This is a genomic window from Massilia pinisoli (assembly GCF_024753285.1).
Lineage (GTDB): Bacteria > Pseudomonadota > Gammaproteobacteria > Burkholderiales > Burkholderiaceae_D > Telluria > Telluria pinisoli.
This window is the reverse complement of sequence record NZ_JANUGW010000002.1, coordinates 352496-371402: the sequence shown is the minus strand read 5'-3', so window position 1 is coordinate 371402 and position 18907 is coordinate 352496. Positions and strand designations below refer to the sequence as shown.

Here is an 18907-nt window from a genome sequence, read left to right as displayed (position 1 = left end):
ATACTGACAATCTTTCCGATTTCCAATCGGCATGCACATGCATCCATGGCTTTCGCGCGCGACCAGGATCGGTTACGTCCTCGTCATCCTGCTCGTGCTGGCGACCCCGATCCTGCTGGTCTGGCAGCATGTCGGGATGACGCGTACCCTCGAGATCTCGCCGCGGCATCCCTATGGCGTCATGGTGACCGACGACCGCGACCCGAGGTACGGCGACGACCCGCACGGCAATTCGGTCGCGGCATTGACCGTCACGCCGGATGCCTTCGTCATGCGCTGCCACTTGCAGGCGCAGGCCAAGTATCCCTACTGTAAATTCCTGTTCTGGATGGGCGCGCCGGGCAACGGGATCGACCTGAGCGGCTACGACGAGATCGCGTTCGACCTGCGCTATGCGGGCCCGGGCCGGCATGTCGTCAAGCTGCACCTGATGAATTTCGAACCCGAGTTCGTCCAGCCGGGCGACTGGAATTCGCAGCGGGTCAACGAAGTGCTGATCGACGTGCCTGCCGAGCCCCGGTTCACGATCCCGATGGATGCCCTGCGCACGACGGACGGGTGGCAATTCTCGCACCATGTGCCGTTGTCCAAGCGGTACGTGCGCCTCGACCATGTCGTGGCGGCGGAGGTGTCGGCGGACCACAACAGCGCCACCGGACACGTCGTCACGGCAGAACTGCGGAAGATCGAATTTCGCGGGAAGTGGATATCGAAGGCGACCCTGCTGAGTTGGCTGATGTCCGCATGGATCGCTTGCGGTTTCCTCGGTCTCTCGCTGGGTCTGCTGCATTTCCGCGCCAACATGCAAGCCAACAATTCACGCCTCGAACAACTGGCCGCCATCGCACGGGATCGCAAGGAAGCCGAGGCGGCGCGGGAGACGGCGCTGGCCGAGGCCGTCGCGCTGGCCCGCCAGCGCAGTCAGTTCCTCGCGCAGATGAGTCACGAATTGCGCACCCCGCTCAACGCCATCATCGGCTATGCCAACCTGCTGATCCGCGACCGCGAGCACCTGACCGAACGACAAGCCGCCGGCCTGGCGACCATCAACGAGAGTGGCCAGCATCTGCTCACGCTGATCGACGACATCCTCGACCTGGCCCGGGTCGAAGCCGGCAAGATCGCGCTGCACCCGGCCCCCGTCAACCTCCGCACGTTCGTGCACGTCCTCGCCAACATCATGCGCGTCAAGGCCGAGGAGAAATGTCTCGCGTTCAGCTGCGAACTTGCGCCCGGCCTGCCGGCCGCGGTGACGGCCGACGAAACACGCCTGCGCCAGGTCCTGCTCAACCTGCTGGGCAATGCGGTGAAATTCACCGACGGCGGCTGGGTGTCGCTGCGGGTGCTGCCGGCACCCGGGGCGCCGGCCGGCGAGGCCCGCGGGGCCACCGCGCGCTTGCGCTTCGAAGTGGCCGACAGCGGCACCGGCATGACGGCGCAACAGCTCGCCCGCATCTTTCAACCGTTCGAACAGGTGGCGACGGCGCAGCGGCGCGAAGGCGGCACGGGCCTGGGCCTGACCATCAGCCAGGAACTGGTGCGCCTCATGGGCGGCAAGATCGACGTGGTCAGCGAACCCGGCAAGGGCAGCAGGTTCTGGTTCGACATCACGGTGCCGGTGGCAAGCCGGGGACCGGCCGCCGCGGCACCGCAGCACACCGTGGTGGGCTATGAAGGCGAGCGCAAACGCCTGCTCGTCGTCGACGACGTGGCAGCGAACCGCGCGATGATGCTCGACCTGCTGCAGGACGCCGGCTTCATCGTGGCCACGGCGACGAACGGCCTCGAGTGTCTGGTGCTGCTCGATACGTTCAAGCCGGACCTGATCCTGATGGACGTCATGATGCCGGAGATCGATGGCAACGAAACGACGCGACGGATACGTCATACGCCGGACTGGGCAGACGTCCCGATCGTGGCCGTGACGGCCAGCGCCAGCGCGGAGGACGAACGCACGGGCCGCGATGCGGGCGCCAACGCCTTCCTCGCGAAGCCGGTCGACTACGACGAGCTGCTGCGCACCATCGGCAGCTTGTTGTCGCTCACATGGCTCACGGAACAACTGGCGCCGGCATCGGCTTCCGCGGGCGACGACGAGGCGCGCATGGTCGTCCCGCCGGCTGACCAGATCGAGGCACTCTGGCAGCTGGCGCAACTGGGGAATATGCGCCGGATCCGCGAGCAGGCTGTGTACCTGCGTGGACTCGATCCCGCCTATGCCGCGTTCGCGAGCAGGCTGGACGCGCTGGCGCAGGGCTACCATTCAAAGCAGCTGGCGGCTTTCGTGGCGCGCTTCCGGGCCGAGAGCGCGATACCGCCGGCGTGACGCCCAAGAGACGGCCATGCGTGGTTGGCCCAGGTATATACTGATTCATCTTTCCGATTCCCAATCGGCACGCACATGCATCCATGGCTTTCCCGTTCGACCAGGATCGCTTACGTCCTGGCCATCCTGCTCATGCTGGCGACCCCGCTGCTGCTGGTCTGGCAGCACGTCGGGATGACGCGCACCCTCGAGATCTCCCCGCGGCACCCCTTTGGCGCGAGGGTGACCGACGACCGCGACACCACGCGCGGCAACTACTCGAATGGCGATTCGGTCGCGTCATTGACCGTCACGAAGGATGCCTTCGTCATGGCCTGCCGCTTGGGCGCGAAGGCATCGTACCCGTTCTGCAAATTCCAGTTCTTCATGGGCGACCCGGTCAAGGGCATCGACTTGAGCGGGTACGACACGATTGCGCTCGACGTGCGCTATGCGGGCCCGGGCCGGCACGTCGTCAAGCTGCACCTGATGAATTTCGAACCGGAGTTTTCCACGCTGAGCGACTGGAATTCACAGCGGTTCAACGAATTGCTGATCGACCTTCCTGCCGAGCCGCAGTTCACGATCCCGATGAATGCCCTGCGCACTGCCGACTGGTGGCACTTCTCGCATCAGATCCCGCTGTCCAAGAGCCATGTCCGGCTCGACCACATCACGGCCGTGGAATTGTCGACGGCCGACAGCAGCGCCATCGGACAGCCCTTCACGATCGCGGTGGGGAAGATCGAGTTTCGCGGCAAGTGGATCGCGAAGACCACCCTGCTGACCTGGCTGGTGTCCACCTGGATCGGCTTCGGCATTCTCGGCCTGACGCTGGCCCTGCTGCACTTCCGCGCGAATGCCCAAGCCAGCAATTCACGCGTGGAACAACTGGCCGCCATCGAGCGGGATCGCAAGGAAGCCGCGGCGGCGCGGGAAACGGCGCTGGCCGAGGCCGTCGCGCTGGCCCGCCAGCGCAGCAATTTTCTCGCGCAGATGAGTCACGAATTGCGCACCCCGCTCAACGCCATCATCGGCTATGCCCACCTGCTGGAACGCGACCGCCAGCACCTGACCGAACGACAAGCGTCCGGCCTGGCGACCATCAACGACAGCGGCCAGCATCTACTCACGCTGATCAACGACATCCTCGACCTGGCCCGGGTCGAAGCCGGCAAGATGGTGCTGACGCCGGCCGCCGTCAACCTCGGCAGTTTCCTGCAGGTGCTGGCCAACATCATGCGCGTGAAGGCCGAGGAGAAAGGCCTGGCGTTCAGCTGCGAACTTGCGCCCGGCTTCCCGGCCGCGGTGACGATCGACGAAACGCGCCTGCGCCAGGTCCTGCTCAACCTGCTGGGCAATGCGGTGAAATTCACCGACAGCGGGCGCGTCTCGCTGCGGGTGCTGCCGGCGCCGCCCGCCGCCGTGCCGCAAGGCCAGCACGGCGAGGCCGGCGCGCGCTTGCGCTTCGAAGTGGCCGACAGCGGCATCGGCATGAGCGCGCAACAGCTCGGACGCATCTTCCACCCCTTCGAACAGGTGGCGACGGCGCAGCGGCGCGAGGGCGGTACGGGCCTGGGCCTGACCATCAGCCAGGAACTGGTGCGCCTCATGGGCGGCAAGATCGAGGTCGCCAGCGAACCCGGCGTGGGCAGCACGTTCTGGTTCGACATCGCGGTACCGGTGGCCAGCACCGGTCCGGCCGCCGTGGCGCCACGGGAAACCCTGGTCGGCTATGAAGGCGAGCGCAAGCGCCTGCTCGTCGTCGACGACATGCCGCAGAATCGCGCGCTCCTGCTCGACCTGCTGCAGCAAGCGGGCTTCATCGTGGCCGCGGCGACGAACGGCCTCGAGTGTCTCGTGCTGCTCGCTACGTTCAAGCCCGACTTGATCCTGATGGACATCATGATGCCGGTCATGGATGGCAACGAGACGACGCGGCGGATACGTCTCACACCGGGCTGGGCAGACGTCCCGATCATCGCCGTGACGGCCAGCGCCGGCGCGGAGGATGAACGCAAGAGTCGCGACGCCGGCACCAACGCCTTCCTCGGCAAGCCGGTCGACTACGATGTCCTCATGCGCACCATCGGCAAGCTGCTCTCGCTGACATGGATCACGGAACAACCGGCACCGGCCGCGGCATCGACCGGCGACGACGACGCAGGGATGGTCGCCCCACCGGCCGAAGAGATCGACGAACTCTGGCAGCTGGCGCAAATGGGGAATATGCGCCGGATCCGCGAGCAGGCCGCTTACCTGCGCGGACTCGATCCCGCCTATGCCGCGTTCGCGAGCCGCGTGGACGCGCTGGCGCAGGGCTACCATTCGAAACAGCTGGCTGCCTTCGTGGCGCGCTTCCGGGCCGAGAACACGGTGCCGCCGCTATGACCTGACGTCCTGCTTGCGGAAATACGCCGGCGAGCACAGGACGCGGAGCGCCACCGACCGCGGCACCCCCGCCTGCTCCATGAACAGCAAGGCGGGGTGAACGCCATCCCGACGACAACGCTGCAACCCTTCCTCGACGGATCGGGCGGTCATGACGTCGGTCCTCACATCGTGTGCTTTTCGTACATCCATGCGCTCCTCCATACGAGCGAAAGATGCTAGCAGAGCCCCGGACGCACTTAAAGTAGTTTATGAAGACTTAATTCCAAGTGAATGTTTTCGTGGGTTGTCTGCAAATCTTGCGGGTTTGGTATTGCAGCCCGCTTCAGTATAAGTTATTTCCGGAACAGCACGGTGCCAGCGCCATGCGCCGTCTCGGCAAGACAAACAAGCGGTTGAACCGTTCGCAATATTTCGACTATACTGGAAATATAAAATGAACCGTGGAGCACGCATGCAAAACAAGGAGGCAGTGACGGCGCTGGCCGCACTCGCGCAGGAATCGCGGCTGGCGACCTTCCGGCTCCTCGTGCAGGCCGGTCCGGCCGGCCTGGCCGCCAGCAGGATTGCGGATGCGCTCGACATTCCACCGTCATCTCTGTCCTTCCACTTGAAGGAACTGACGAACGCCAACCTCATCATGCCCCGCCAGGAGGGACGGTTCATCATCTACGCCGCCCGGTTCGACAGCATGAACGCCTTGCTGAGCTTTCTCACCGAGAACTGCTGCGGCGGCAACCCCTGCTCGCCGCCCGGCGGCCCGGCATGCGAACCCGGCGCCGCCGGCTGCGGCCGATGACTGCCGTCGATCCATCCAACTTCAATCGACCTCTGACGTGAACGTACTTTTCCTCTGCACCGGCAACTCCTGCCGCTCGCTCATCAGCGAAGCCGTCTTCAATCACCTGGCGCCGGCCGGATGGCGCGCCAGCAGCGCCGGCAGCCGGCCTACCGGCACCCTGAACGCGAAGGCACTCGCACTCCTGGCCGGCAAAGGCATCTCCACCGTGGGCTACTACAGCAAGTCGTGGGACGCCCTGCCCCTCACGCCAGATATCGTGGTCACTGTCTGCGCCAGCGCAGCCGGCGAAACCTGCCCGGCCTATCTCGGCCCGGTCCTGCGTGCGCACTGGGGTGTGGACGACCCGAGCCATGTGATCGGCACGGAGGAAGACATCGACGCCGCCTTCGAAATCGCCTACGCCACGCTGCGTGCGCGCATCGAAGCCTTCCTGGCCTTGCCGCTCGACGTGCTGAAGGACGACAAGGCCCGTCTCAAGGGGGAGCTGGATCGCATCGGACACCTGCGGCCCGGTGTGGCTTGACGACGAACGGAGATACGCATGACGACACTCGCCAGACGGCTCGTTGCCGAGGGACTTGGTACGGCACTCCTGCTTGCCGTGGTCGTTGGTTCGGGGATCATGGCCGAGAGGCTCGCCGGCGGCAACGTGGCCATCGCCCTCCTCGCCAACGCGATCGCGACCGGTGCCGGCCTCGTCGCACTGATCCTGATGTTCGGGACGATATCGGGTGCGCACTTCAACCCGGTCGTCACGCTGTCGGAAGCATGGCAAAAGAATATGCCGGCCTCGGACGCGATCCCGTACATCGTCGTGCAGATCGCGGGAGCATTCGCCGGCGTGGCGGCCGCACACCTGATGTTCGACGTTCCCGTGGTGAGCGCGTCGACGCACGTGCGAACCGGCGTTGCGCAATGGTGGAGCGAATTCGTCGCCACGTTCGGCCTCGTCGCGGTCATCATCGGCTGTTCGCGCAGCCGGCCGGGCGTGACGCCATTCGCGGTGGCCGCCTACATCGTGGCCGCGTACTGGTTCACCTCGTCGACATCGTTCGCGAACCCCGCCGTGACGCTGGCGCGCAGCGTCACCAATACGTTCGCGGGCATTCGCCCTGTCGATACCATCGGGTTCATCATCGCGCAGATGCTGGGCGCCGCGGCGGCGACGCCGCTGTTCTGCTGGCTGTATCCGGCGGCTCATCGCGAGGCGACGGTGGCCGGCACGGTGGCAAAAGACGACTTCGCCGGCGTGGCTGCGCGTCGGGACGCCACGCATGGTTGAGCCCCTGTTTGCAAGCCGATCAATCGACTGAGGCACCGGCACGGAGCATGTCGGCGCCGTTGCTCTGCTCCGCGCCATGTCCGTCCGTGAACACGTCACAGGTTCGTCATAAAGCCGCACTACGATAGATGCTGCGACAGTGACGTCAACGCGCAGGCCGATCGGTTGAAAGAGCTGACGGCGCCGCGGGCCCACCCGCGCCACCGCACGAGCGCGCGCAAGCTTCTGCCTCGCCTTGCCTCATGCAGCTGAAACGCTTCGTGAAAGGATGCGGAATGGAATACACGTATCGCACCCGCGCGTTCCGATTGCTGGCCGAAGACGCGCGCCTGCCCAGCCGCACGACCCGCGTCCTGCAAGCGCTGCTGACGGCAAGCCCCGTCGCGCTGCGCGGCGAACCGACGCTGGTGCCGCGCGCCGCCCTGCTCGAGGCGATGCGCGGCGATGCCGCCGACGGCGGCAGCATGGCCGCCGCCGAGGACGCGCTCCTGGAAGTGCTGGAAGACGTCGCGGACTCCTACTGGCGCGTGTCCGAGGGTCAAAGCGTTTCCACGGGGTTCTTTCTCGACAGCTTTGGCCTGTCGCACCTGTCGGGATTCGTGCACTTCCAGTTCGACCACGACTTCGTGACGGTACTGGAATTGATCAGCCGCCAACTGCGCGACGATGCGGAACGCCCCACATGAATCGTCGGCACCAGTCATCCCTCGCATTACGATCCTTGACGACAACAATAGTTATGTCATGAACATGTTATTTATCGTGCTTACAATGCGTGGACTTTATTCATCACTGAGAGACTGATATGCGCATGAAGCAACTGCTGGCCACCATCATCATCGGCACCACCGCCGCGTTCGCGAGCACCGCGACCTTGGCCGCCGACATCACGGGCGCCGGTTCGACCTTCGCCTACCCGATCTATTCGAAGTGGGCCGAGATGTACAAGAAGACGAGCGGCAACGGCCTGAACTACCAATCGATCGGCTCGGGCGCCGGCATCAAGCAGATCAAGGCCAAGACCGTCGACTTCGGCGCGTCGGACATGCCGCTGCCGGTCGAAGAACTGAACGAAGCGGGCCTGATGCAGTTCCCGACGGTCATGGGCGGCGTCGTCGCCATCGTCAACCTGGACGGCGTGGCGCCGGGCCAGCTGAAGCTGACGGGCCCCGTGCTGGCCGACATCTACCTCGGCAAGATCGCCAAGTGGAACGACAAGGAAATCGCCGCCCTGAACCCGGGTGTCAAGCTGCCGGCCGAAGACATCACGGTCGTGCACCGCGCCGACGGTTCGGGCACGTCGTTCCTGTTCACGAGCTTCCTGTCGCAGACCAACGCCGACTTCAAGGCGAAGATCGGTGCCGGCACCGCCGTCAAATGGGCCGTCGGCGTGGGTGGCAAGGGCAATGACGGCGTCGCCGCCAACGTCCAGCGCATCAAGGGCTCGATCGGCTATGTCGAGTGGGCGTACTCGAAGAAGAACAAGCTGGCGCACACCCAGCTGAAGAACCACGACGGCAACTTCCTGCAGCCGGACGACGACGCGTTCAAGGCCGCCGCCGCCAACGCCGACTGGGCCAAGGCACCGGGCTTCGGCGTCGTCCTGACCGACCAGCCGGGCAAGGCCGCATGGCCGATCACGGGTGCGACGTACGCCATCGTGCACAAGCAGCAGCTTGACGCCGCCAAAGCCAAGGAAGTGCTGAACTTCTTCAACTACGCATTCAAGAACGGCGCCGCCGCAGCCAACGAACTGGACTACGTGCCGATGCCGGAATCGGTCGCCAAGTTGATCGAAACGGCCTGGAAGAACAACCTCAAGGACGGTTCTGGCAAAGCGGTCTGGTAAGCCGGCCCGCTGAATCAGCCCTTCCACGCGCCCGCGTTTCAGCGGGCGATTTTTCGTCCGTTTCACCTCTCCGGATGTAGAAATCACACGAATTTCTGGCACTCTTGATGGATGGGCGGGCGTGACGCCATTCCGGGCATCGGCTTGCCATCCATCGAAAGGAACCATCCATGCCTATTTCGAAGTACGGCGTCTTGAAGGGCACGATCGCCGGTCATTTGCGCGACGCCGACGACGACCATTACCAGATCCTCGTTTCCGCAGCTGGCACCATGTTTCGGATCGCGGTCAACGTCAAATCGTCGGCACCGAAAGCGCCATCCGATTTACTGTTCATGACGGCGAATAAAATCCCCGACACGTATGTGGCTGCGCTGCAGGCACTGGAACCGGGTTACACGCGCCTCGCGTCGAAACCCGGCGGGCTCGCGCTCGATTACGTCCGTTGCGACTGGATCAAGCCGACGGCCATGCGCGCGGTGCCCCCGTATCAGCCGGGTGCCGACAACGACTTGAAGGACAAGATCGAAGCGGCGGTCGTCGCGGCGATCCGCCAGGAAGGCAGCGTCGTCTATGCTTTCGGCAGCAAATGGGGCCCCGAAAAAGATAAGAAGGACCGCTATTTCCGCTTCTTGCCCGGGAACGGCATCCACGACATCCACATGAATCAGGGGAATGGCGCCGGCTATCGCAAGGACAACGGCGTGTTCCAGGATGGCGGCCTCGTGTTCGAATACCCGAACGGCAAGCGCCAGGCGTTCTTCTTCGCTTTCCAGTCGCAGACGTTCGCAACGGACGACAAGACGGGGAACGCGCTCGACGATCGGAAACCGAAAAAGAACAAGCTGTCCAAACGTGCGGATAAAAAAACCGCATAGTCGCGTGCTCGAACGGGCCGGCACGGCATGATGTCGATCCCACATGCTTACTGGAGTCGCCGCGCATGCGGACGGTAATCGTCCGGTAACTTTCCAGCTTTAAAGTTGAATTATTTTCAATCAATGGAGCTGGGGACGATGAACAAATCAACACTCTCGATGGCCCTCGTCGTGGCGCTGTGCGGGCTGAAACCCGCGCTGGCCGCGCCCGTATTGCTGGCGACCGGGACACTGAACGGCAGCGGTGGCGACCTGTCTTCTGCAACGGCGGGATCGCTCGAAAACGGGACCGCCGGCAACCTGCTGGGTGGTATCGGTTCAGGCCTGGCCTGGGCAGGTGGCACGACGTTCATCGCGACACCCGACCGGGGCCCGAACGCGACCAACTGGAATGCGGCGCTCGATAACACGACGTCCTATCTCTCCCGTTTTCAGACGCTCCAACTGGGCCTCGTCAAGAACGGCACCGGGTGGACGTTGACGCCGACGCTCTCCGCCACGACGCTGATGTACAGCCCCACGCCGCTCGCCTACGCGGCAGGCGCCACCCCGGCACTCAACGACGCCGACCATTATTACTTCTCCGGGCGCTCGGACAATTTCGACCCGGCGCAGCCGTCGACCAACCCGAACAACGCGCGCCTCGACCCGGAAGGCGTGCGCGTGTCGAAGGACGGCAAGTCGATCTTCGTGTCCGACGAATACGGCCCGTACGTCTACCAGATCGACCGCGCCAGCGGGCAGCGTATCCGCTCGTATGCCTTGCCCGCCAACCTCGCGGTCACTCACCTGAGCGCCCAAGGCGACGCGGAAATCAGCGGCAACAGCGTCGGCCGCGTCGCCAACAAGGGCATGGAGGGGTTGGCGATCACGCCCGACGGCAAGACCCTCGTCGGCATCATGCAGGCCCCGCTGGAACAGGACGGAGCCAAGAACCTGCGCATCGTGACGATCGATATCGCAACCGGCGCCACGCACGAATACGCGTACATGCTGACCAGCGGCTCGGGCGTCAGCGAGATCGTCGCCCTCAACGACCACCAGTTCCTCGTCGACGAGCGCGACGGCAAGGGCCTGGGGGATGGCACCAAGGCATCGGTCAAGCAGATCTTCAAGATCGACCTGAACGGTGCACAGGACGTCGCGGCGCTGAGCGGCGACCTGTCGGCCAAGGCAGTCGCGAAAAGCCTCGTGCTCGATGTGGTCGCGGTGTTGGGCGCCAATGGCATCGCGCCCGCGCAAATCCCGGCCAAGATCGAAGGATTGGCGTTCGGCGCGGACGTGGTCGACAACGGCGTGCTGATGCACACGCTGTACGTCGCGAACGACAACGACTTCGTGCGCGCGACTGCTGGCGACAACAAGTTTTACGTGTTCGGCCTCAGCGATGCGGATTTGAGCAAGGTAGGCGCAACCTATTCGTCCCAGCAGTTCGCGGCGGACGTACCGGAGCCGGCGTCGATCGCGCTCGTGCTGGCTGGCCTGGGCATGCTCACCGCGCGCGTACGGCGTCGAGCCTGACCGGCTTGGCGGGCGTTGGGCCCGTATCGCAGGTCACCTGCGTTGGCGCCGATGCCTGCCAAGGAATTCCAGCAGCATGCGACTCGCGTCCGGTCCCGCTTCCGCATTGAACCTCAATGCCGGATCGCCACCGCTCCAGGCATGGCCGAGACCCGCGATACGAACGACGCGCAGCACGACCTTGCGACCCACCACGTAGTCGTGGATCTCGTGCGCGTTCCGGCGTGCACCCCGCCCCGCGGGCTTGACTGCGACCCGCGTTGCCGGACCGTCCGGCAAGCCATTCAGTTGCAGCCACTGACGCGCCAATTGCTGCTGGTTGATCGGACGTACGACACTATCGTCATCGCCCTGGATCAGGAGAGCGGGCATCAACGGCATCGGTCCGCGCGCCAATACGCCCAGAATCGCCGCCTCCGACTGCACGGCTGCCCCGTGCCGCATCACGTGCAGCGCGCCCATCGGCGTGTGGCCGGCGCCGAACACGGGGCCGGAATGCATGCCGACGGCAGCGATCAAGTCCGGACGATTCACGGCCAGCACGGCTGCCATGGCGGCCCCGGCCGACAAGCCGCACGCGTAGATGCGACGCCGATCGATCCGGTGCTGCTCGCATACGCGCTCGATCAACCCTGCCAACGCAAGAGTCTCCCCGCCGCCTTGCTGGACCGATCGTTCGTACCAGCGCCAGCAGCGCTGCGCCTGCACACGCATCGGTTGCTGGGGATACAGCACGGCATACCCTTTTTGCTCCGCCAGCCGGTTCATGCGCGTGCCCTCGGCGAACTGCGTCGCGCTCTGCTGACAGCCATGCAGCATGACGATCAGCGGCCAGCCATCCGTCGCCGCGCTGTCGGAACGAGGCTGCGGCAGGTACAGCCAGTACGACATGTGCTGCACGACGGCCTGTCCGGGCCGTAGCGGCATCGGATACCGCCCCGCCAGCCATTGGCCCTGCGCGGACGGACCGGATCGCGGGTCGTGTTCCGTCTTCGAGGACGGCTGAGGCTGGCGCGGCGCTGCCTTGCGCTTGCGTTTTTTCGTTGGCGTCGCAGGGCTGCCCAACATCTTGACCAGCGCCACCTGTTGCGTTGTGGCGGCGCGAGCCAGAGTGCGCATGAGGCGGACGCCCGGGGCGCGTTTGGCCATAAGACCTCGGAGTAGTTATGTTGCACTGCAATATATCCCGGACCGTGTCCTTGCTCTGTGCGCTGGCATACACCAGAACGCCCTCAAGCAGTGTCGAGCGGCGGATCCGGCGGGCCCGCCGGCGCGGGTTCGGGCGAGGCTGCCCGTTGGGTCGCGAGGCGCCGGAACACCCCGGGCGTGCAGCCGTACTCTTCCTTGAACACCTTGTTGAAATGCGAGATGCTGGTATAACCGACCGAATATGCAATCTCCGCGATGGGGGTGCCTTGCCGGTCCTGCAGCAACCGTGCGGCTTCCGTCAGCCTCAATGTATTGACGTAGCCCGTAAAGGTCAGGCCGAGCTCCATTTTCAGGATCTCGTTGATTTTCTTGCGGTCCGCGCCGATCCGCGCCGTGACGGTGGCCATGTTCAGTTCAGGATCCGCGAAGTGCATGCCGATGAACTGCAGGATGGCGGCCTTTTCCTTGTCCTTGAAGGGTTCCAGGGTCAATTCCCGGTATGCGACGAACGACCTGTCGCTGTTCAACTGCGCATTAAGGCTCGCGGCCAGCGCGCGCGAGTGTGCCCGTAAAAACCAGACAGCGAATGCGGCCCAGCCCGCCACGACGATGGCGGCCAGGGCGACGAGGTAGCGATCATCGCGCCCGTGCAGCGTGAAATCGCTGATCTCGACATGCGAATCGACGCCGCGCGGGCTGCGATGGCTGATCCCGAACACGAATTTGGCAACCTGGTCGAGCTTGTAGGACTGGCGCGCCGGATCGACCTTGTACTCGCCGAACCACCACTGTGGAATGCTGAGACGGGTCAGGTCCAGCGACACCGGCGTTCCCCGTTCGCTGCATGAGAAGTAGGTGCCCGGCGTTGGATACGTCCAGAATTCGCCCGGCTTCGCGACGGTCGCGTCGAATAGCGGCATGGCGAACAACAATGAGTTCGCGGGCGCGCATTTGGCGACGAAAGACACGGTGGTGTACCTCGACAGGTCCGCAGGCATGGCATTGCCCTGACTGTCTTCCAGCAGCATGTCCGCCGCGACGTAGGGATAGTTCGCGGCGTCCGTGAACCTGAAATCGAAACGTAACGAGTGCCGGCCCGGCTCGAGAATGCGAATGGTCGATGTGCCGCCCAGTGCGGCATCCGTCGTGGTGACCGGGCGCCAGTGCGGCCACCCTCGCCCTTTCGGGATGAGCGACGTGGAAGGATGGCTTTGATGGATGCAGAAACCGGCTGCCACCGCATCGACGATCAGAAGAAGGATCAGCGCAACGAGCGCCTTCCTGAAGAATTCTTGCATAACGCTCAGCCGGATTCGTTCCGTCCCGATAGCCCGCCCGGATCATATCAGCTCTCGCCGGCGGCATGCCCCGCCGGCGAGAACGGAGATTACTGCGTCCAGCTCAGCGATTGCGCATCCAGCGACACCTCGTAATAGCCGCGGGCATTCCAGCTCAGCGGCGTGCCGTTCTGCGTCAGCGTACCGCCATTCACGACGACACGCAGCTTGCGGCCCGACGGGAAGTTGGGGGGCAGCGTCCAGGTCCACGTCGTCACGCCGCCGAGGGTAGCGGGCGTCGCCGCCTGCAGCAGCTGCTGGCCGCGCCAATAAGCGCCGATGTTGACGACGCTGTCGATCCACATCGTGCCCGACGATTTGGCATAGGCCATATTGCCCGTGACCGCGGCGATGCTCTCCGCGCCACCCCAGTTCTGCGTCGTGGGCACCAGCGTGTGGAACAGGTAGATCATCCACTTGCCCTGGCCCAGGGCGGTATCCACGGCCGTGTTGAACGCGGACACGGGATGGCCGTCCGCCGTGGCAGCGCCCGGGACCTGTGCAAGCGGCAGGTTCATCAGATCGCTGCCGGTGCCGGGCGCGACCATTCCCGGCCACACACCGCGCGCGACCATGAAGCGCGACGTGGCCGCCGGTTTGTAGTCCATGTCGCCGAACGGGTAGGCGCTCGTCCAGACTCCGGACTGTCCGATCTTCGTGCGGATGTAGTCGCTGGTGTCGTCGAACTCGGCCCCGGCGCTGCCCAGTCCTTGCGGGCACGTGTTGGGGTCATTGTCGGTCAGTTCCGCGGCCCTGCAATGGTGCGTGGTGTGGTTGCCGATTTCCGAACCCTGGGCGACGGCGTCCTTCCAGGTCGCGTCGAAGTTCGGATACCAGTTGGCGACCGGGTTGATGTAGTAGGTCACGCGGACGCGCTGGGCCTTCAGCTCAGGGTAGTGATCGATCTGCGACGGTTGCGAGTCGTCGAAGGTGTAGGACATGGCGGCCTTGAAGCCGGCCCAGTCGAGCACGCGCAGCCCCGGCTGTCCCGTGGTGCCGGCCGGACGTGCCACCTCGCGGGCCGCGAGCGGCAGCGGCAGGCCGGCCGCACCGCCGTCGTTCCACGCCAGCACCTGCACCTTCAGCGGGGCCTGCGTGCTGCGCTGGCCATCGCTGACCTGCACGACGATGTCATAGTCGTTGTGGGCGTCGGCGTCGGCGGGCTTCGCGGTGTCGGGGGCCTGGCGGAACGACAGGGCGCCGGTCGCGGGATCGATCTGGAAGCGCGCCGCGTCAAGGCCCGACATGGACCAGCTCGCGCTGCGCCCTGCCCCGACGGTCGCCGACGGCATCAGGAAAGTCGCCGTCAGACCTTCATAGACGTTCACGGTCGCCGGGACGGACAGTACGGGCGCCGCCGAGGGCTTGCCGGCAGCCTGCACGTCGGGGCTGTTGGTCGCCTTGCTGCCTCCACTGCAGGCTTCGAGAAATGCGACCGACAGGGCCGGGATGACGAAACGTAGGGTGCGCTTCCTGTTCAAGATAACTCCTCCAAGGATGGGTTGTTTTTAATTTTCGAATTGACGACAAGTGACCGCGCGTCGTCGCGAGTCACGCTGTGCCAGCGTAGAAGCCGATCAGGCGATCGCTCTAACGCTTATTGGGGGAATTTCCTGTCTGTGCAAAAATTCATAGGAATGTGCGCAGATTGTTGTAGTGACCAGGCGGTCTACATGGAGAAGCGCGTACGGCGCGAGGGGCGCTGTTGCGGAAACTACTGTCCTGCAGGTTCTTGCTCGTCAAGGACGTCCGACCGGGCGGCCAACGTTCTGAACTGCCTGGGCGAGCAGCCGTACTCTTCCTTGAATATCTTGTTGAGGTACGCACTGTTGGCATAGCCGACCGAACGCGCGATTTCAGCCACGGTCGCGCCGGCTTCGTCGGTCAGCAATCGGGCGGCTTCGGTCAACCTCAGCTTCTTCAGGTAGCTGTTGAACGTCATGCCGAGTTCCGTTTTCAGCACGTCATTGATCTTGCTGCGGTTGGCGCCCGTGCCCGCGGCGACACCGTCCAGGTCCAGTCCGGCATCCTCATAATGTGACGCAATGAAGCGCAGGATGGCCGCTTTTTCCTTGTCCTCGAACGGTTCAACGGTCAAGTGCCGATATGCTACGAAAGTCAGGTCCTTCTTGAGGCGGGAGTCCACCTTCGCAATGAGCGCGCGCGACTGCGCGCGGAAGAACCAGACGCCGAACACACACCAGCCGATCACCACCGCCACCGCCAGCGCGATGAGGTAGCGATCGTCGCGCCCGTGCAGCGCGAGATCACTGATCTCGACATGGGAATCCGTCTCGTGCGGGCTGAACGGGCCTGCACCGAATTCCAGTTTGACCACATGGTCCAGCTTGTAGGACCTGCGCGCAATGTCGACATGTTCAGCCTCGTACCACCACCCCGGAATCGTCAGGCGCGTGAGGTCCAGCGACACCGGCATGCCTCGCTCGTTGCAAGAGAAATATGTCATGACGGGGAGCCAAGTCTGCTTGACGCCCTGTTTCGTGACGCTCGCGTCACGCGTGACGACGTTGAGTATCAGCGAATTTGCGGGCTGGCATTTGGCAAGAAAAGAAATGGTCGAGTACTTCGACAGATCCACCAGGCCAGGCTTCCCGTCCGCGCGGTCGATCATCAATGCGGCCCACGCCCAGGGATTCGCGATAGTCCCCGACACCCTGAAGTCGAAGCTGAGCGACTGTCGCGCCGTATCCAGGATGCGCACCGTCGACGCGCCGCCGAACGAAACGTCCGTGATGGGGGCAATGTGCCACCGTGTCGTGCCTTGTTCCGGCGGCATGAGCGACAGGGATGGATTGCTTCGATAGACGCAGTAACACGCGATCAGCGCATCGGCAATCAGAAGGAAAACGAACGCGACGAGCGCCTTCCTGTAAAAGTGCTGCATGGTTAGCGGGAGAATGGCTGCGGCGTAAGCGCGGGAACGGATCTGCCGCCGCCCTCCTCACATCGGGTCATCGCTTACAAGGCGCCACGCAGTTCAAGCGCGATCGTACGCGGCTTGGACACATAGCTGTAAGGCGAGCCTACGACCGCACCCAGTGTGCTGACCGTTACGTATTGCCTGTTCGTGAGGTTCGTCACGACCACGCCCACGCCCCAGTTCCCGGACGGCGCCGACCAGCCGAGGCGCATGTCGACTTTCTCGCGTGCCGCGCCGGTGTCGACATTGCCCTCGGGGCTGCACGTTCCCTGCGCCGTCGTGTCGGCATTGCAGCGCCGCGCGCCGATGTAGCCGAGCATCAGGTTGAAGTCCGCCGTGCCCGCCCACAGCGGCCAGCGCGCGGTGGCGCCGGCAGTGGCGCTCAGGCGGGGTGCCCCGACCGGCTGCCCGTCCAGCCTGACACCCGTCGGCGACACGTAGTTCGCATAGGTCTGGTCGAGATAGGCCAGCGCGCCGTTCAGGCGCCAGATCCGGTTGACGGTCCACTGCGCGTTCAGCTCGGCGCCCGTGGCGCGCTGGTCGCTGTTGACGACCTGGTAGCTGGGCACCCCGGCCCCGGCATTGCCCGGCACCAGGATGAGGCTTTGCAGGTTCGTGTAGTCGTAATGGAAGATCGACGCATCGTAGGACACGCCCAGCGCACGCAGTTGCCCCTTGATGCCGATCTCGATATTTGTCACCAGTTCCTGGTCGTAATAGCCATTGACCCCGAGGGCATCGAAACCGCCGGCGAGATAGCCCTTGCTCCACGAGCCGTACACCATGCGGTCCGGCGTCAGATGACGGTCCAGAACGATGCGCGGACTGAAGTTATTCCAGCTCCTCGAGGCCGGGAACGGCGTGGCGCTCGATACGGCGTTGCTGAACTCGACATTGCGTGCGACGACTGCCTGCAGCGACGCCGCCTGTTGCGGGGTCAGCAGTTTCAGGGCGACAGCGGTCGGAAACAGCTGTGCTTGCCGCATGACGGCGAGACGTGCGTCGAGCTCGGTCGCGGTACGCGGCGGGTTATACCAGCTGAAGGTCTTGTCATCGTGCGTGAAGCGGCCGCCAAGCGTGAGGTTGGTGACCGGGTCCAGATGCCAAAGCATGTCGCCATATGCGGCATAAGCACGGTATGCGCCCCTGTCGTAGATGCTCTCGCGCCACGGCAGGCCGGCGAGGCTCAGTCCTTGCAGCACGCCATTACCGGAGGCACGGCCGATGCCCTGGGCGAGGCTGGTCAGGGTCGCGTATGGTGCGCTGCCGGCCGCGTGGCGAATCAGCGTATCCAGCGAAAGGGTCGTCAAGTCCACTTTCTCCGCCTGGACGGCGCGCTCGCGGTAGGCGCTGACGCCCCCCACCCAGTCGAGCGCGCCGGTCTGCCCGCTCAACTTGAACTCCTGCTGCCAGGTCGAATTCGATTCGACGTTGCCGATGCCGATATACGCAGCCGGATTCGCCGAGCCGTCATTGTCCTGCCAGTTCTGCGTGTTGAAGTGGCGGTACGCGGTGATGCTGCTCAGCGTCGCGTGGCGCAGCGGCGTCGTCACACGCAGCGTGACGCCGTCGAACGTGCGCGACTGGGCATCGGGCGAGGCGTCGTTGGCCAGCGCCTGCTTGCGCGGATCGACCCAGGTCGAGGGTCCGCCGAAGTCGATCTTCCCACCCGTGAGGGAAAATACGGGCGGGCCGGACACGCGCATGACCTCGTGCTGCCAGCCGAGAATGGCGTCGGTGTCGTCGCGCCGCCAGCGCAGGGCGGCGCGCAAGCCGCTGACGCCGTCGTCGCCCTTGCGCTGACCGTTGAACGTGTTGCGGGCCCAGCCGTTGTCCCGCTGGTCGATCGCCGCGATGCGCAGCGCCAGCCCCTCGGCCAGCGGCGTGTTGTAGAGCATCTCGGCATGGACGGCCCCACGGTTTCCCACTCGGACCAGTCCGCTGGCTTCGAGCCGCTCGACCGGGTCGTTGGTGACAATGGAAATGACGCCTGCGGCCGCATTGCGTCCGAATAACGTACCCTGCGGACCTTTCAACACCTCGATCCGCTTGACGTCGATGAAGTTCAGCAGCGCGCCGCCGGTCTTGCCGACGTACACGGAGTCCGTGTAGATACCGACCGGCGAGTCCGTGCCGATGCCGTAGTCCTCGGTGCCGACGCCACGCAGGAAGATGAGAGGACGGGTCGATTGCAGCGCATCGACCGTCAAGCCCGGGACGAACGCGTCCATGTCGGCCAGGTTGGCGACGCCGACATCCTTGAGCGCGTTGCCGGCCAACGTCTGCATGGCGATCGGCACGTTCTGGATTTGCTGATTGCGGCTCTGCGCCGTGACCATGACCACTGGCACGCTGTCTTGAGCGTGACAGACTGCCGGCACGCCCGCGGCCGCAACCGTCGTGGTCAGTGCAAGACTGACGGCATGTGGCTTCATACCTCCGCGCAAACTCC

At 64.5% G+C, this 18907-nt stretch carries 15 protein-coding genes; 10 read left to right on the top strand and 5 right to left on the bottom strand.

Annotated features, from left to right (window positions below):
* Nucleotides 1–37: 37 nt before the first annotated feature.
* From NX784_RS03845 to NX784_RS03805, 9 genes are all read left to right on the top strand, one after another.
* Nucleotides 38–2326 carry an ATP-binding protein gene (locus NX784_RS03845; RefSeq protein ID WP_258815369.1) on the top strand — a complete coding sequence of 763 codons (2289 nt, stop codon included), beginning with the start codon at nt 38–40 and terminating at the stop codon, nt 2324–2326.
* Nucleotides 2327–2401: 75 nt separating this feature from the next.
* Nucleotides 2402–4696 carry an ATP-binding protein gene (locus NX784_RS03840; protein WP_258815368.1) on the top strand — a complete coding sequence of 765 codons (2295 nt, stop codon included), beginning with the start codon at nt 2402–2404 and terminating at the stop codon, nt 4694–4696.
* A gap of 454 nt (nt 4697–5150) precedes the next feature.
* Nucleotides 5151–5495 carry an ArsR/SmtB family transcription factor gene (locus NX784_RS03835; RefSeq protein WP_258815367.1) on the top strand — a complete coding sequence of 115 codons (345 nt, stop codon included), beginning with the start codon at nt 5151–5153 and terminating at the stop codon, nt 5493–5495.
* Between the two features lie 37 nt (nt 5496–5532).
* Entirely contained in the window at nt 5533–6021 is a 489-nt protein-coding gene (locus NX784_RS03830) for an arsenate reductase ArsC (protein ID WP_258815366.1), read from the top strand.
* Nucleotides 6022–6039: 18 nt separating this feature from the next.
* A complete protein-coding gene (locus NX784_RS03825; protein WP_258815365.1) occupies nt 6040–6780 on the top strand; it encodes an aquaporin in 741 nt (246 codons plus the stop codon).
* 275 nt (nt 6781–7055) lie between these two features.
* Nucleotides 7056–7466 carry a hypothetical protein gene (locus NX784_RS03820; RefSeq protein ID WP_258815364.1) on the top strand — a complete coding sequence of 137 codons (411 nt, stop codon included), beginning with the start codon at nt 7056–7058 and terminating at the stop codon, nt 7464–7466.
* A 119-nt stretch (nt 7467–7585) separates the two neighbouring features.
* Nucleotides 7586–8629: a phosphate ABC transporter substrate-binding protein PstS gene (gene pstS, locus NX784_RS03815; protein WP_258815363.1), complete on the top strand. Its 1044-nt coding sequence runs from the start codon at nt 7586–7588 to the stop codon at nt 8627–8629.
* Between the two features lie 170 nt (nt 8630–8799).
* The gene (locus NX784_RS03810; RefSeq protein ID WP_258815362.1) at nt 8800–9507 is read left to right on the top strand and encodes a YukJ family protein; all 708 of its coding nucleotides are present in this window, start codon (nt 8800–8802) and stop codon (nt 9505–9507) included.
* Nucleotides 9508–9645: 138 nt separating this feature from the next.
* Nucleotides 9646–11028: an esterase-like activity of phytase family protein gene (locus NX784_RS03805; RefSeq protein WP_258815361.1), complete on the top strand. Its 1383-nt coding sequence runs from the start codon at nt 9646–9648 to the stop codon at nt 11026–11028.
* Between the two features lie 33 nt (nt 11029–11061).
* Here NX784_RS03805 and NX784_RS03800 read toward each other — a convergent pair whose 3' ends face one another.
* Together NX784_RS03800 and NX784_RS28915 are read right to left on the bottom strand one after the other, a co-directional pair.
* Nucleotides 11062–12177 carry an extracellular catalytic domain type 1 short-chain-length polyhydroxyalkanoate depolymerase gene (locus NX784_RS03800; protein WP_258815360.1) on the bottom strand — a complete coding sequence of 372 codons (1116 nt, stop codon included), beginning with the start codon at nt 12175–12177 and terminating at the stop codon, nt 11062–11064.
* A gap of 83 nt (nt 12178–12260) precedes the next feature.
* Nucleotides 12261–12584, bottom strand: a complete 324-nt coding sequence (locus tag NX784_RS28915) for a helix-turn-helix domain-containing protein (RefSeq protein WP_370662907.1) — start codon at nt 12582–12584, stop codon at nt 12261–12263.
* An 807-nt stretch (nt 12585–13391) separates the two neighbouring features.
* Here NX784_RS28915 and NX784_RS28910 point away from each other — a divergent pair.
* Nucleotides 13392–13610 carry a hypothetical protein gene (locus tag NX784_RS28910; protein ID WP_370662903.1) on the top strand — a complete coding sequence of 73 codons (219 nt, stop codon included), beginning with the start codon at nt 13392–13394 and terminating at the stop codon, nt 13608–13610.
* On the opposite strand, the gene NX784_RS03790 is transcribed toward NX784_RS28910, so the two are convergent.
* From NX784_RS03790 to NX784_RS03780, 3 genes are all read right to left on the bottom strand, one after another.
* Nucleotides 13565–14995 carry a polysaccharide deacetylase family protein gene (locus NX784_RS03790; RefSeq protein WP_258815358.1) on the bottom strand — a complete coding sequence of 477 codons (1431 nt, stop codon included), beginning with the start codon at nt 14993–14995 and terminating at the stop codon, nt 13565–13567. The two genes, NX784_RS28910 and NX784_RS03790, sit on opposite strands and share 46 nt — an antisense overlap.
* A 233-nt stretch (nt 14996–15228) precedes the next feature.
* Entirely contained in the window at nt 15229–16419 is a 1191-nt protein-coding gene (locus tag NX784_RS03785; protein ID WP_258815357.1) for a helix-turn-helix domain-containing protein, read from the bottom strand.
* A gap of 74 nt (nt 16420–16493) precedes the next feature.
* Nucleotides 16494–18890 carry a TonB-dependent receptor gene (locus tag NX784_RS03780; RefSeq protein ID WP_258815356.1) on the bottom strand — a complete coding sequence of 799 codons (2397 nt, stop codon included), beginning with the start codon at nt 18888–18890 and terminating at the stop codon, nt 16494–16496.
* Nucleotides 18891–18907: the final 17 nt, after the last annotated feature.